A 14,001-nucleotide genomic window follows, 5' to 3' on the forward strand; every position below is an offset into this window, starting at 1 on the left:
CGTCAGGAATTTGTGATGAACGACCAAGACAAGCAATTCATCACCCAGCAGATTCTTGATGTGGGCCGCCAGCTCTACGCCGCCCTCGACAGCAAGATCATGGCGGCTCACGCGCAGCAGCTCGCACAGATGCAAGATGTCAGGCGCCTCGCCGTCGTTCAGCTGGCGCCGAAAAACAACTTCTGTCTCGTGACAGATCATCCGATCGCCTACGAGAGCAACGATCACACGGTTCCGCGCGGAACAAAGGATGACAATACACGCAATCAGCGGTTCTGTCATGCGATCGAAAGCCATTTCGGCCGAAAGGTCACCGCCCTGGACCTCGGCTGCGCAGGGGGCGGCCTCGTCTTCGATTTCCTCATCAGAGGCAACGCGGCATTCGGAATCGAGGGAAGCGATTACTCCCTTCGCGCGCAGCGCGCCGAATGGTCTATCATTCCAGATTATCTAAAGACATGCGATATTACCAAGCCATTTTCTCTGATAGATCAGAAGACGGGTACGAAAGCCAAATTTGACGTCATCACGATGTGGGAGGTCCTCGAGCACATCGAGGAATCGTTGCTTCCTCAGCTGTTTGCGAATGTGAAATCTCACCTGGCCGACGGCGGTCTTTTCGTGGGCTCCGCCGCGACATACGACGATGTCGCCAACGGCGTGAGCTACCATCCTACAGTCAAGCCGGAGACGTGGTGGCGCGAGCTTGTCCGTCAGCACGGGCTCGAATTCGTCCCGAAGAGCATGTTTCAGTTCAAGGATTTTTGCCGAGGTTCCGGCAATGAGAACGCATTCTACGATGCCGATTTCAGCAAGAACCCCGAACTCGGCTTCCACTTCGTGATGAAGCACGTCGCCGCTTAGGTGCGGGGCATCCGAACGCGGCCATGAGGGCGCCGCACGCTTGAGCGGACCGAGCGCGCGCGCCACATGGACGGGAGCGACAGCATGGGGGGCCGGCCGTGTACGACCTCATCCACACCCTCCGCCTCTGGCTCTGGCGCCGTCAGATGTGGGCCATGGCACGGGCGTGCCGAGTGCCCGCGACCGGCGACGGCGACTGGATCGCCGCCACCGTGGCGGCCTCCGCGACGAGCTCGGGCGCGCCGGTCTCGTACGTGAGCGGCGCCGGCCTGTAGCGGATCCCGCTTTACCGGGAGCGATCAGCCTTCCGGAGATGGCTCGGCGGCGGCGGCGCCCGGCTCGGGTGCCGGGCCGGTGTCGAGGGTGCCGCTGTGGACCAGGGCGCCGGCCCAGGCGCTCGCGATGATCCGGACCTGCTCGATGGCCTCGGCGCGGGTGAAGGCACTGTCGCCTCCTCCCGGCCTGCCCTCGTCCCAGTAGACGTAGCCGGTGCGCCGGCCGCCGGCATCCTCGACGCAGGCGGCGTTCTCGAGGACGCAGATCCGGAGCGGGAGCTTGAGGCCGAGTGTGGGCATGGGGCCCATATAGGGCGCCGATCCCGCAGGAAATCGGCGCGCCCGCCGCGTGACGGTGCGCCTCAGGCAGGCCTCAGGTGGGTTTGGCCGCGTTGAGCGCCCGCGTCAGGTGCGCCACGACCTCGTCGCCCTTGGGCGGAGGCTCGGCTTCCTCGACCCGCCGGGCGACTTCCATAACGAGGTATGTCACCGATGGCGGCCACGATACGCCGTTGTCCAGGAGCATCCGGGCGGCGCTCACGAGCATCCTGAACTGGTCCGGCGGGATCGTGAGACCGGCCTCGTGCTGCGCGAGGATGTGGTCGGCGATGGCGGCCGCCAGTCCAGCAACCTCGGCCATCTTGTCGGGCGGACCCTCAGCCGTCATCTCAGATCGCGCTTCGTCTTGGAACGCTCGGTGCGGAGCATCTGTCACCTCTCCCAGGCCCATACGGTTCCACAAGCAATCCTGGGCAGCAAGCCACGCGGGCGGTTCGCAACTCCGACGTGTTGGATTGTGAACCGTCGACGTCATGCGGCGGATCGGGCGACCCATGCGTCTGCGCGGCTGGCCGTGCGCCCTGGCATCCCCTCATCGAGGCTCCCCGTTCGTGGCCGCTCTTCACCCGGCGGTCGGCCCCGTGCGGCCAGGGAAGCGGGCCATTGCCGCCCGTGAACGGGATCCGGGACTCGCGTCCGTGCGGAGCCGCGCGCTCGGCCCTCCGCCGTCCACCCGAATGCGATGTGACGGGCGCTCCGACGCGGCTCGACCGGTGAGCCAGCTGCGCTGGTCTGGGAGGCAACCGCGTCCTGACCGAAGCCGCGGGCCTCGAAGATCCTGTGGACGACGCCTGTCCGCTTCGCCTCGTCCAGCCATGCCGTGACGCAGGCGAGGGCAGCGGGGCGGCCCTGCGGGACAGCGACCCGCATCTGCTGGTCGACCGGCCACAAACGGAACGGCGACGGGCCGCGCGTGCGTCAGCGTGCGGGCGGCGGCGCGGACGGTCGTCGTCCCATCGATGGCCACCGTCACGCCGTCGGGTTTCCCGTCATCCGAGCGACTGACAAAGATCAGCCCGGCGGTCGGCGCCCCTATCCGGCCGACCCGGAGCGGGCCGGTCGGGGCAATGTCGAAGTAAGAGCGGACGGTCCGTCTCCGATCCAATTCGGCCACTCGGCGGACTCGGACGACAGCCCGAAAACGGATGCGGCCGACGGCACGTCCTACCTGTGCGCCCGCCGGTAGTCACGCGGGCTCATGCCGTGGCGATCCTTGAAGCGGCGCGCGAAATGCGCCTGGCTGCTGAAGCCGCAGCCGTAAGCCAGCATGCCGATCGACAGATGGGCGCAGGCCGGATCGGCTAGGCGCTTGGCTGCCGCCTCTAGCCGGCGTCCCCAGATGTAGTCGGAAATGTGCCGGCCGCGCTCGTGGAACAGCTCCTGCAACCGGCGCAGCGACACGCCGACCGCGGCGGCGAGCTTCGGCGGGTCGAGGGTCGTGTCACTCAAGTGCGCCTCGACGTAGGCCTTGGCGCGCTGGACGGTGGCGTTGCCGTGTATGGAGCGGGGCACCGCCTGCGCCAACCGTTCGGCGAGACTGGCCACGACGAGATCGATCCCGATCGACGCCATGCGCGCCGCACCGTCGGGGTTGAGCCGATCTCCCACCCGGATCAGTTCCTGAACGTAGGTGTTCGCGAGCATCGTAGAGGCGAGGTTGGCCTCGACCGCGAGGGCAGTGAACAGTTGAGACGGGCCCAGCACGCTCTCCAGGCGCTCCCGCGGCAGGTCGAGGATCAGGAAGGTGCCGGTCTCGATCTCGCTCACGCCCGGTCGATGATCGAGCACGACGAAATCGCCGGCCCGAGCCAGCGCCTCACGCTCGTTCTGCTGGACGGCATGGCGGCCGGATTGACTGAAGACCGCGTAGAGGCGGTCACCCCGGCCGTTCCGCCGCACCGCCTCGGGTGTCACTTCGGTCCGGGTGGAACTCTGAACGCTTCGCGTGATCGGCAACGCTCCGATCGCGGTGACCTCGATCCGGCCGTGGAACGGCGCAGCGTCAAGATTCCGGATCTCGTTCGGAACCATCTGATCGCACATCATCTCCCGCCATCGACGGAAGGCGATCCTGGGGTGGAGGCCCTCAGTCGAAAAAAGCGGTCGCATCCGCGGTCTCGGTCCACAGCTCGCCATACGAGGGCGGAGATTGGAGGGGCCGCCCGTCTATTGTATATAATCTAAGGATTCAAGCATTGCGGGCCGCCCGAAAACGGACCGGCGGAAACCCATCCCGAGCCGCGTTTCCGGACGCGACACATGCCAGACGCTTAGGCGACGATCAGCGCATCCCGGAAGCGATCGTAACTCGTTCGCGCCCCACTTTCGTTCGAGGCCGGGTTGGCTGTCGCCGTCGTTTCAACTCGGCGACAGGGGATCCTGTCCAAGGAGCTTTGCACCCATATCCGCCGAACGGCGAACCACCTCGAAGCCATAGGTGGTCATCTCCCGCTCATACGCCTGAAGCGCTGCATCGCAGGACAACTCGCCTTTGTGATGCTTCACGATCCAGTTCCTCAAAAGCCCCGCATCGCGCAAGGCGACGTTCGCGCCTCGCCCCAGGCTGGGCGTCATCGTGTGGATCGCGTCGCCCAGGAGCGTGACCCTCGTCTCCGGCTGGAGATCGAAGGGAATGCAAGAGGCCATCTCGACATAGAAGAATGAACCCGCTTCGCCCGCCCGCGGCACCTTTGCAGCCCCTGACGGCCACTCTGCCAGAAGCCGGCTCGCCAGATCCTGCAGCGTGTCGCTGGAGGCCGCGCGCAGGGCGGCTTCGTCGTCCCCGAACAGCTCCTTGCGCCCCGCGATGATGCAGCCGATGTAATCATCCTGCGTCCGAAGCCTCGCCTGCGGCAGCAAGGCGCGGGCCGCTTGATCGGGCGCCATCGGATAGATCACAGGCCCCACGCCCAGGATCAACTTGCGGGTGTCGAAGGCGGCGGTGAAAATATCGGCCAGGGCGTGAGGCGGCAGAACCCGCCGCGCGTCGCTCAAGGCCAGGCGGCCATAGATGGCGCGGGCACCCGAATCCATCATCTTCGCGTCAGGCGCCCTTTGACGGCGCAACGCCGACCCCGCGCCGTCCGCACCCACCAGCATTGTGCCGCGCGCCGTCCGGCCATCGGAAAAAATCGCGGAGACCCCCGTCTCATCTGTCTCATAACCTTCGAGCCGTGCATCCCAGTGACAAACATCCTCCAGATCCTGCAACAGGATCTCGCGCAGGGTCGCACGGTTCACGTTCAGGTGCTGGGCAATGCCGTCGGTCAGGTGATGCTGCGTCTTGCTGTAGTCGTCGGTCTGGAACCGGCGCTGGATTGCGAAACTCGTGTCCATGATTGTCGTGTAGGGCAGCGGGTGCATCGAGGTGGCCTCGAACAGCGCAAACAGCGGCCCAGGCAGGGCGGCTTTCAGCGCCGAGATGCCATCGGCATCCAGATGCAGGCGGTAGCCCTGCTTTCGATCCCAGGGGCCTGCATCTCGATCATAGACCGCGACCTCAATTTGCGATGCGCGCAAATGTTGCGCAAGACAAAGACCGCCGATCCCCGCACCGATGATGATAATTTTCACGTTAGTTGTCCTTGATATAGGCCTAGATCGAGCGACCAGCCGCCGGAGCGGCCCGCGAAAGGACCTGGAGCTACCAAGGTAAGCGCTGAGATGGTTTTCGAGACGATGTCTGTTAAGCGACCAGACATAAGGCACCCATCTCCACCGGCGCGCAACGCGCACGCCTACGTTCACCTTGGCGTCTGCCAGGTTTGAACGTCGTGGAGCCAGTTGGGCGATGAGAAACCGCAAGCGGCGACCGCGCTACCAATCGGTCTGCTCTCTTCTCGACATGGAAATCATATTCTGAGTCGCGCCAAAATCAACCTGCCGAGCGCGAAAATCGAAGCGCGAAGGGTGGTGATATCCTGGTTCCAAAACGTCGGCCCATAACCGACCAATAGGAGATCATCACGTGCATCAGACGGCCATCGACTGAGTGTCCTTCTGGATCCTCGTAAACGCGTCTGCTTCTCGCGTTTTGCGCCCGGAAGCGGATTGTCAGAAACCCACCCTGAGCCGCCGGTCCGCACCCAACCCCTGCCAGCCGTGCCGCCAGCTTTCGCCGACACCCGGAAGCAGCCATTCACCGCCCCTCCGACACCTTCGGCTCGGGGTGGACAGCGGACCGTAGATCGTCGTCCAGAAGCCGACGTTCAGCCTCCGACCGACCATCGTTGCACATGTTGCGGCTCGACTCGCGCCAGATCTGACAGAGATTCCGATCCAGATTTCAAACAGGAACTGCGATCTATCCACCACGTCTCGATCGCGAAGGTTCGGACTGCATCATGGATCGGGGCCAATCAGCGGCCGAGCGCTCCCTGACTTGCTGTTGAAGCCAGTACGCCTCCGCCATCAGGGCGCGCACCCACGCGGGCGGATGCCGTCCGCCGCTCCCGCTTCCACGATGGTGACAGAAATTGTCACCACGGCGTCGTAGGACGCAGCCTCGGGTGAAAGGCGAGTCCATGAAACGCATTCAATATCACTCCTACGGCGGTCCCGAAGTCATGCGGCTCGAAGAGTTTGCGCTGGGAACGCCAGGGAAGGACGAAGTGGCGGTCGCCGTCCGTCGCGCCGCGCTCAACCCGATCGACTGGAAGGTCCGCAACGGCGCGATGAAGATCGTGACCGGGCGATCGTTCCCGCGTGGAATGGGTCTGGACCTGGCCGGCACCGTCACCGCGGTCGGGGCCGACGTGACCCGTTTCAAGATCGGCGACGCGGTCTTCGGCATGGCGCGCTTCAAGGAGGCCGGTTCACTGGCCGAAGCTGTCATTGCCAAGGAAGCCGCGCTCGCGAAAAAGCCGGCGACCGTCTCCTTCGAGCAGGCCGCATGCCTCGGGACGGCGGGCGTCACGGCTTGGAATGGCCTCATCGACAAGGCGCGACTGAGGCCCGGTCAGAGCGTGTTCATCAATGGATGCTCGGGTGCTGTCGGAGAGGCCGGCGTGCAGATCGCACGCATGTTCGGCGCCAAGGTGTCGGGCAGCTGTGGCGCCGAAGGGATCGAGCGTGCCCGCTCGCTCGGGCTCCAAACAGTCTATGATTATCGGGTCAAGGCCGCATCCACGATTTCCGAGGTATTCGACGTGGTGTTCGATGCTGCAGGAACGCTCTCGACGTCAACCGGTATCGGCATGCTGCGCAAGGGCGGCACCTTCACCACGGTCGAGCCTACGCCCGTACGGTTCTTGCGTGCCGTGTTCGACCGGCGGATGAAACCGATCGTCGGAAAGCCACGTGCGGACCTGCTCGACCGCCTGGCAAAGGCAGCCCATGACAGGACGCTGGTTCTGCCGATTGCCGAAACCGTGCCGCTCGCGCAAGCTATTCCGCTGATCTCGGCAATCGAGGCGGGCCGCAAGCTGCGCGGCAAAGTGGTCGTCACGATCGGGTAGCCGTGTCGCGCAGTCACCGTCTCTTCGACCTCCTCCAGCGTCTCCGCCGTCACCGAGGGGTGGTCGCGGGCGCGGTGCTCGCTCGAGAGGCCGGCGTCTCCTTGCGCACCATCCGCAGGGATATCGCGACTCTGCAAGCCATGGGGGCCGACATCGATGCGGAGGCCGGCGTCGGCTATGCTCTCCGCCCTGGTTTCTTGCTCCCGCCGCTCTCATTCACCGAAGAGGAACTGCACGCACTGGTCATCGGTGCGGAATGGGTGAGCCGTCAGACCGACGCCGCCCTGGCTGAGGCCGTTCGCAATGCTCTCGCCAAGATCGATAGCGTGCTGACTCCGACCCTGCGGCCGGCTCTCGACGACAGCAGTTTCTACGTCGCCTCCGGCCCTCCCTCGGTCGCCACGCGCTTCGATCTGGCGCAGTGCCGCCGCGCGATGCGCGAGCAGCGTAAGATGCGGGTTGTCTACCGTGAAGAAAGTGGCGGCACGTCGGAGAGGATCGTCTGGCCGATCATGCTTGGTTTCGACGGATCCGGGCGAAGCTTTGCAGCTTGGTGTGAGAGAGAGACCGGTTATTGCATTTTCGACGCCGAACGCGTTGTCGATATGACTCTTCTCGTGGAGCATTACCCGGGAAGCCGTCGACAGCTGGTCAAAGCGTGGCGCGCCGTGGCAGAACGACTGTGCGCGCAAAGGGTCCGATAAGGCCGCGGTCCTCCGCAGGGCTGCCGAGGAAGCGGCCGCACCAGCCGTGCAGTCGGCGATCGGCCCGCCGATCAGCAGGAAAGCGAGCGGGCGGCAGGCGCGGTCGGGGGGGCGCGTGGATCCCGGCCGTGCGTCCACCGCGCGAGCGCCCGCTTGCCCGCATCGGTTCTCCCCTTCGCCTCCCGTGGAACAGCGATGGGCCTCCACCCCGGATGGGTCGATCAGACCCTGGGCCGGCGGTCCGCCAGCCTGAGCCAGAGCTTCGAACAGACCGCCCGTCCTTGCCTGCCCAGCGCATGAAGCGGTCAAGGTCTTCTTCGGGCCGTAGATCTCGCGCGGTGCGTCCGCCCGACGTCCGCCGGATTTCAGCCCGTGACCGATGCCGCCGATCACGCGCGGGTCGTCGACGCGCTCCTTGCCTCGCGTATCGGTGGGCAGGTGCGGAGCGATCTTCGCAGACTGCTCGTCCGTCAGCCAGGAATGATCCATCGGCGCCTCCGGCAGGAGCCGTGAATCACACCCTGCCGGGCCGCGCTATCGTTATGGGGGACGACACTAAGACGGCAGGCTGCCGGCTCACTTTTATTGAATGAATACGATCCATTTTCGATTAAAAGCAGAAGCTATTCCTTACTTTGCACCCTGAATGGTCGACGACTCGTGGCGATTTTCCGATATGGCCAGTGGTGGGATGCAAACGAATGCCTTGAGACTCGGATAAGCCGCGTTCATTGCCGCATCGATCGTGTTGTTTTCGATCACGACCCCATAGCCCGGAAATTCGATCAGCTGATTGGAAAGCGGAAGACAGATCTTCATGAGGTTTCTCGCGCCGAGGGGTGAAACCGTGTACGCCATTACCCCGAAGCTATGACGCAAACGGAGCGGCACGTTCAGCCCGGCACGATCACGGAACTCTGCAACCCGAGCGCGAAGATCATCCTGTTCGAACTGCAGCTTGCAGCGAACCCCTTCGACAACCTCAAGCCAGAGAAAGGCGTCGAAGTTCACCCCCCAAAGAACGACATCCCAATCGGAGGGAAGCGCGTCCAGAATTGTGCGTGCCCCGGCATGAAAATCTCTCGAAAAAATCGCGTCGTCTTCCGCAATCGTTACACAGACATCCTCGTCCGCTGCCTTGGTCCAGAGACCGATATGGGAGTGTGCATTGCCCAAGGCTGGATTTGTATAGCGCAAATCTCGATGGATCATCCCGGTCCTGACAAGTTCGTCGCGATCCAGGTTTCGGCCTTCGACAGCGTCCGGCCGGACAACCTGGAGGAAATCGTTGCGATGCATGAATGTTTTCAATCGCTCAGCGTCGCGATCCAGGTTGATGATGTGAACGGGGACATTCCGGTCGGCATCGATCATCGTCTTGTGCCTCGGCCACACGGGACATCGAAAAATCTTGATTCGAAAGAGCAGGCAACAACACAGAGCGATATTTTTGATAACTTGGCTTGTCGAGCCAGATCTTGCGTGATCGCGCGTAATACGAAAAATCTTTTGCTTGTATCAAGAAATTGAAATTTTAGATTTTCCCCTCAAGACATTGACTTTCCGTCCGAATATCAAACAAACCGCAGTACGGTGATCGTATTGGCCTGGTTCCGGACTCCCTGCTTTCCGCTCCCGATCCGCAAAGCCAATTCGAGTTATCCAAGTGGCGAGCTCATGATAACGCGTGATGTGCGGCTGCGACAGGAGCAATCTGGCGGACAGAGGCGCATTTACATCTGCCTGAAAGTCATCCACACGATGTGCGACAATCGAACCTGCGCCAGATGCCTTCCATCCGTCACGATGAATTGCAAATAAAGTAATTTGTTATAAATTTGTAAGCGCCCTCATAAGCCACATTGTGCCCACCGGTCGACAACGCATCTCGATCGGCGTGCGCCATCCAGCCTTCGACCATATACGGAACATCGTCAGAAGGGACGTTGTGCAAGAATATTGGCACCTGATGATGATTGAAATACATGGCTAAAACGATGTCGTCATTTGCGCGACAAAATTTATCGCTTGATGTGTCGACTAAATATCGATCAAAATCGTCCTTGATACAATTCGGAGGATACAGGACCCCACCAAACCCTTCGAGCATCGTGCATGCGCCGTGCCCGTACCAGGGTTCGAAGAGACCTCCTTCTTTCAGGTTGCCTCCATAACGGGTGAGTATCCGATTTTCGTTCGGACCACAGATAGATGTCAGCAATCTCAATTGATTTCGCGGATATCGGCAATCGTCGTCAACCGACCATATGTACGCATCGTCATGTCGATGACGGAGCAGGGTGGGGGCGATCTTCGTGATCGGCCCATAATCATCGGTTCGAAAAACCGCGATCTGACCTTCCGAAACGAGCCAATCCGGAAGAATGTATTCTTCTCCATTGCGCTTGCAATGGAACGGAATATTGATCTCCAGATGATCGACAGCCACGTCCTGATTGAGAACAGACGCGATGACGGGCTCGATCTCCGCGATACGGGACGGTATCGTCGTCATAGAGGCAATGATGCGCATCTCGATCCCGCCTCGCTGATGCAAGGAAGACTATTATTGACGCAACTTGACAGCATTCGCAAGAACCTTGCTCCTGCATCAGTTGCCCATTCAGGAATCGGAAGCGGTCGTCGCCAGTTCTGCCAAGAAACTCCGCGTCTGCCGCCGGTCGCGGGACGAGCGGCGAACGGGGCGGCAACCCTCGCGCCGATCGGGTCCACCGAAGCGCCTGCGTCGGCAGCGCCAACACCCTCGCGGTCGCGACTCCCGACAAGGGCCAGGAGCACTTCGCCGCTCGGCCGTGCCGCCGTCGCCATGAGCGGATTGTCGACCGGCTCGCCCCGTGTCGAAGACTTGCGCCGCTCCCACGATGCGGCCCCCTGATTGCCGCCTCACGGCTGGCAAGACCTCCAGAGACAAGGCGCCGCTGCCGAGGACTGTGCGAACCCGGATGAGCAGAGATCGATCCGGATCAGCGCGAGCAGATCGTCGTCTCGATCAGATCGGGCAATAAACCGGCCGATCCCAAGCTCTTGCAACTCGCGCGCCACCGACTGAGATACGCATCCAGAGGTAATGCCGCCCGTTCCGGCCAGCGATTGAGCGCACCGATGTCTTCCAACAGCGCGGGACGCGCCATCAGGGCGGGTAGCAGTATCGAAACCGCCGCCTTCGCATGGTCGGATAGTCCGACGAAACCCTCCAAGGTTGATCTATTGCGGGTGAACCAAGAGCTGGACGTTCCGAGGCCTTGAGATGACGCAATCTGATTGTACTGGGCCAGAATGTTATCTCGATAATGGCTTATCTCCTTCCCATAGCCCGCGTCTCCCGGAAACGGCGGGGTCCTCTCCCAAGCCGCCGCCAGGTTGGCGAGACCGCGGAGCGAGAAGCTTTCAGCGATCATTTCTTCAACCCACTGGCATGGCGCGCTGGGTTTCGCTTCGCTGTCCCAAGAATTACTCACGACATGACCCAGTTCGTGGCCGAACTGATAGGCCAACTGGGTCCAAGCACGCTCGCCCACGTCGACATGGATGATGGCAGTATCGCTCGCGTCCCGATGCAGCCAGACCGCGGGTGGACCGGCAGGACAATTCTCGATCCGTAATATCTGCGGCTGCCGATCGGACACCATACGGATGCCGGAGCAGCAGGCCTCCCGCATGCGGCCGATCACGAGCGCGGCCGACCGTGGCGGCGCGTGCCATTCGCCCCGGACTTCGACAGGATTCGCCAGGATCGGAGCGCTGCCTGCTTTGGTACGGCCGAGGCTTATCATGTATAAACCTCCAGCAAAAGCGACGCTCCGACGTGAGATCAGCCTATCCCGCATGTGTCGGGCTGCGGCTTAGCAGGATGCGCGCCTGTTCGGTATCGTTTCGTATGTCATCGCGCGCCATGTAGCCGTAGATCTGACGATTATCGATGTACTGTACGACATTGCTCTTCCGAGCGCTGTCGGAGAAAATCACATACTCGTGCCTGTCGGTTCCGTCCTGATAGTTGAGCAGCGGGATGACGTCGGTCCGGACGAGGTAGGTGCAATGGACCACCGGCATTTCGACGACACCTGTGATCCAGCGGTTCAACACCCAATCGTACTGGTCGCAATGACTGTAGTATCCCTGATCGTCGACCGCCGCATGGTAATTCGAGTAATAGCTTCCTCTCTCCACCGATCGTAGAAAGGGGGCCACGATGGGCAACTGCAGCGCCACCAGTTCGCGAAGCGTGTTTGGCCGAATGAAATTGTCGACATCGGCCGTGAAGTAGAAATCGCATCCGTGATGGATCGCCCGTTGAAGGCTTTCCTGACGGATGCGCCCCAGGACCCGGAACCGCGTCGCGTTCCACTCGTGCAATTCGTAGGTCTGAACGGGATCTTCGACGTCGCTGGCATCGAACTCGACGGCCGCATACTGAGCGCCGAATGTCTCGATCCAATGCGCCAGGATGTTCTCCGTCTCATCCGTATTGTTGTTGGTTCTTATATAAAGTACGATCTTGGATTTCGGATAATTCATATTTCTCAAGCAGTCGAGATAGAGCGGGAGCGCTGCGGCCATCTGCTTCGCCAATATCGCGACCAGCACGCGGGCATCTGCGGCGGCGGGTTTCAGCTCCCGCGCGGGGCCGATCTCGTACTGCTCAAGGAAATTCGGCGCCGCGCGCGAGCCCAGACGGGCGGCGGTCTTCTCGTCCTGGATCTTCGTCAACGACGCACGGGCATTGGCCTCGACCCGAGCGCGTTCCGACAGCGGGAGCCTGTTGTCCGCCAGAAGCTTCAGACAGGCTTCTAAGCATTCGCTATAATGTCCCGCCCAGTAAGCGTTGATGGCGAGCTTGTCCAATAACCCGTAATCGTAGACCCATTTGGAAAGAAACAGTCCGCCTGCGGGTTCGACGAGATGAGAAGCCGCTTTGGCCGCAGCGAAGCCCTCCTCGTTGCGGCCGTGTCGAAAATAGAGGTCGCTGATGTGGTAAAAAGCTTCCGCGCGAGTCCCGCAAACCGCTATGGCGCGTCGGTAGACGTCAGCGATCTCGTCGACGGGCCGGCCGAGACGATCCATGAGGTGGCCGGCTTCCAATAAACTGATGTACACCTCTTCGGTCCAATAACCCATCTCGCTCCGTGCGAGATAGGCATCCAGGGCCTTCTCGAGCTGATTGCTGTCTCGGTAACTTTGGCCAAGATAGAACGTATACCTTGACCGAAGGAAACTGTCGCTCTCGACATCGAGAGCGTCCTCCAATCTGCGGGCATCGCGGCGATAAGTGTCCGGATCCTTTTCTCGGGCGCCGCCCGATGCGCCCGACGCAATGTGAAATCCGATGGCGTCTCCCGATGTGACGCCGTCCGGTGCCTCGATATACTCGTGCAGCACGCCCTTGTAGTAAAAATCTCTGTCGTTCGACATGATTTGAGGGCGCCAATATCTTATGCCGCCGCGTCGGATCTCGACGTTGTAATAATCATGGCTTAAAGACGCTTTGAATTTCCGCGGATCGAAACCGTCGTCGAAGGTCAGCGTTTCGTCCGCGTCCATGACGAAGGCGTATTCGACGACGTTCCGCGCTCTGAGATGGCGCAAAGCCGAGCTTCGATTTGTGGCAAAGTCCTGCCACGTCTCCTCGACGACGTCCCCAGACATGTGATTCCGATCGAGCCAGGAACGAATGATGTCCTGGGTGCCATCCGTCGATCCGGTGTCTGAGATGAGCACGTAGTCGATCAGAGGAAGCATGCTCTCGAGGCAGCGCTCGATCACGCGCGCCTCATCCTTGACTATCATGGACAAGCCAATTTTTGCCATGGTCCCGTTCTCTCCCGATCAAAGAGGCGAGCGGCTGACAAGAATTTTCAGTACCCCCGTCCGGACGCATGGCGCACATGAAAACCGGACTTCGTTGATATATTACAGATTTCAGGGCGCCGATAAGACGCCTATGTTGCCATATCTTCGCCGGGTAGTATAGCTCGCGCGGTGTAACATCAATCTGTCGGCAGGAACGATGTGGACCGAATCGTCCCGGCTCGAAAAGCCCGCATGGGGTGAGATCCCGATCTCGGAGGGCACAGAACCGCCCCTCGGTCAGGTGCCGGACGACGGGGCCGCGGACCGGCTGGGCTATGCCGACGTCTGGTCGACCAGCCGCTGAGGCCATCCCGGACGAGGTCGCAGGCCTTCCCGTGTCGCGAGGTGCTGCTGGATGCGACGGTCGGCGAGGGCTTCCGTGCGTGTGGGCGGTGTCTGCCCGCAGGCGTGAGGTGCATCTGGCGCTGCCGAGGGAACGTCGCCGTCGGTCGGGACCAAGAATTACCATTCGGTATGCGCGCGGCCACGGCG

At 61.7% G+C, this 14,001-nt stretch carries 13 protein-coding genes and 1 pseudogene; 5 read left to right on the forward strand and 9 right to left on the reverse strand.

All coding sequences use genetic code 11. The features are described from left to right. Positions 1-15 precede the first annotated feature (15 nt). Positions 16-864, forward strand: coding sequence for a methyltransferase domain-containing protein (locus P9K36_RS07780; protein WP_043354281.1), 849 nt, complete (start codon positions 16-18; stop codon positions 862-864). Between the two features lie 98 nt (positions 865-962). Continuing rightward, positions 963-1,139: a hypothetical protein gene (locus P9K36_RS07785; protein WP_164706397.1), complete on the forward strand. Its 177-nt coding sequence runs from the start codon at positions 963-965 to the stop codon at positions 1,137-1,139. Between the two features lie 24 nt (positions 1,140-1,163). On the opposite strand, the gene P9K36_RS07790 is transcribed toward P9K36_RS07785, so the two are convergent. The 4 genes from P9K36_RS07790 to P9K36_RS07805 all read right to left on the reverse strand — a co-directional run bounded on the left by P9K36_RS07790 (position 1,164) and on the right by P9K36_RS07805 (position 5,051). After that, a complete protein-coding gene (locus P9K36_RS07790) occupies positions 1,164-1,448 on the reverse strand; it encodes a hypothetical protein (RefSeq protein WP_236952889.1) in 285 nt (94 codons plus the stop codon). Positions 1,449-1,512: 64 nt separating this feature from the next. Further along, the gene (locus tag P9K36_RS07795; RefSeq protein ID WP_043354282.1) at positions 1,513-1,806 is read right to left on the reverse strand and encodes a hypothetical protein; all 294 of its coding nucleotides are present in this window, start codon (positions 1,804-1,806) and stop codon (positions 1,513-1,515) included. A gap of 836 nt (positions 1,807-2,642) precedes the next feature. After that, positions 2,643-3,587, reverse strand: coding sequence for a helix-turn-helix domain-containing protein (locus tag P9K36_RS07800; RefSeq protein ID WP_278306839.1), 945 nt, complete (start codon positions 3,585-3,587; stop codon positions 2,643-2,645). A 249-nt stretch (positions 3,588-3,836) separates the two neighbouring features. Continuing rightward, a complete protein-coding gene (locus P9K36_RS07805) occupies positions 3,837-5,051 on the reverse strand; it encodes an FAD-dependent monooxygenase (RefSeq protein WP_274928952.1) in 1,215 nt (404 codons plus the stop codon). 950 nt (positions 5,052-6,001) lie between these two features. Between P9K36_RS07805 and P9K36_RS07810 the strand changes: the two genes are divergently transcribed. Next, positions 6,002-6,934 carry an NAD(P)-dependent alcohol dehydrogenase gene (locus P9K36_RS07810; protein WP_278306840.1) on the forward strand — a complete coding sequence of 311 codons (933 nt, stop codon included), beginning with the start codon at positions 6,002-6,004 and terminating at the stop codon, positions 6,932-6,934. Positions 6,935-6,993: 59 nt separating this feature from the next. Further along, the gene (locus tag P9K36_RS07815; RefSeq protein WP_278307267.1) at positions 6,994-7,638 is read left to right on the forward strand and encodes an HTH domain-containing protein; all 645 of its coding nucleotides are present in this window, start codon (positions 6,994-6,996) and stop codon (positions 7,636-7,638) included. A 36-nt stretch (positions 7,639-7,674) separates the two neighbouring features. Here P9K36_RS07815 and P9K36_RS07820 read toward each other — a convergent pair. From P9K36_RS07820 to P9K36_RS07840, 5 genes and pseudogenes are all read right to left on the reverse strand, one after another. Beyond that, positions 7,675-8,127 (reverse strand): annotated as a pseudogene (locus P9K36_RS07820) (IS5/IS1182 family transposase); the annotation flags it as partial. A gap of 141 nt (positions 8,128-8,268) precedes the next feature. Further along, on the reverse strand, positions 8,269-9,012 hold the full coding sequence (locus P9K36_RS07825) for a glycosyltransferase family 25 protein (protein ID WP_083936116.1): 744 nt from the start codon (positions 9,010-9,012) through the stop codon (positions 8,269-8,271). A gap of 427 nt (positions 9,013-9,439) precedes the next feature. Continuing rightward, entirely contained in the window at positions 9,440-10,171 is a 732-nt protein-coding gene (locus P9K36_RS07830) for a hypothetical protein (protein ID WP_278306841.1), read from the reverse strand. A 451-nt stretch (positions 10,172-10,622) separates the two neighbouring features. Continuing rightward, positions 10,623-11,432, reverse strand: coding sequence for a hypothetical protein (locus tag P9K36_RS07835; protein ID WP_278306842.1), 810 nt, complete (start codon positions 11,430-11,432; stop codon positions 10,623-10,625). Positions 11,433-11,475: 43 nt separating this feature from the next. Continuing rightward, positions 11,476-13,467 carry a glycosyltransferase family 2 protein gene (locus tag P9K36_RS07840; protein WP_278306843.1) on the reverse strand — a complete coding sequence of 664 codons (1,992 nt, stop codon included), beginning with the start codon at positions 13,465-13,467 and terminating at the stop codon, positions 11,476-11,478. A gap of 199 nt (positions 13,468-13,666) precedes the next feature. Here P9K36_RS07840 and P9K36_RS07845 point away from each other — a divergent pair, with 199 nt between their 5' ends. After that, positions 13,667-13,813 (forward strand): hypothetical protein, encoded by a 147-nt coding sequence (locus tag P9K36_RS07845; RefSeq protein ID WP_278306844.1) that lies wholly within the window; start codon positions 13,667-13,669, stop codon positions 13,811-13,813. Positions 13,814-14,001: the final 188 nt, after the last annotated feature.

It is taken from the genome of Methylobacterium sp. 391_Methyba4, from assembly GCF_029691625.1.
GTDB lineage: Bacteria > Pseudomonadota > Alphaproteobacteria > Rhizobiales > Beijerinckiaceae > Methylobacterium > Methylobacterium fujisawaense.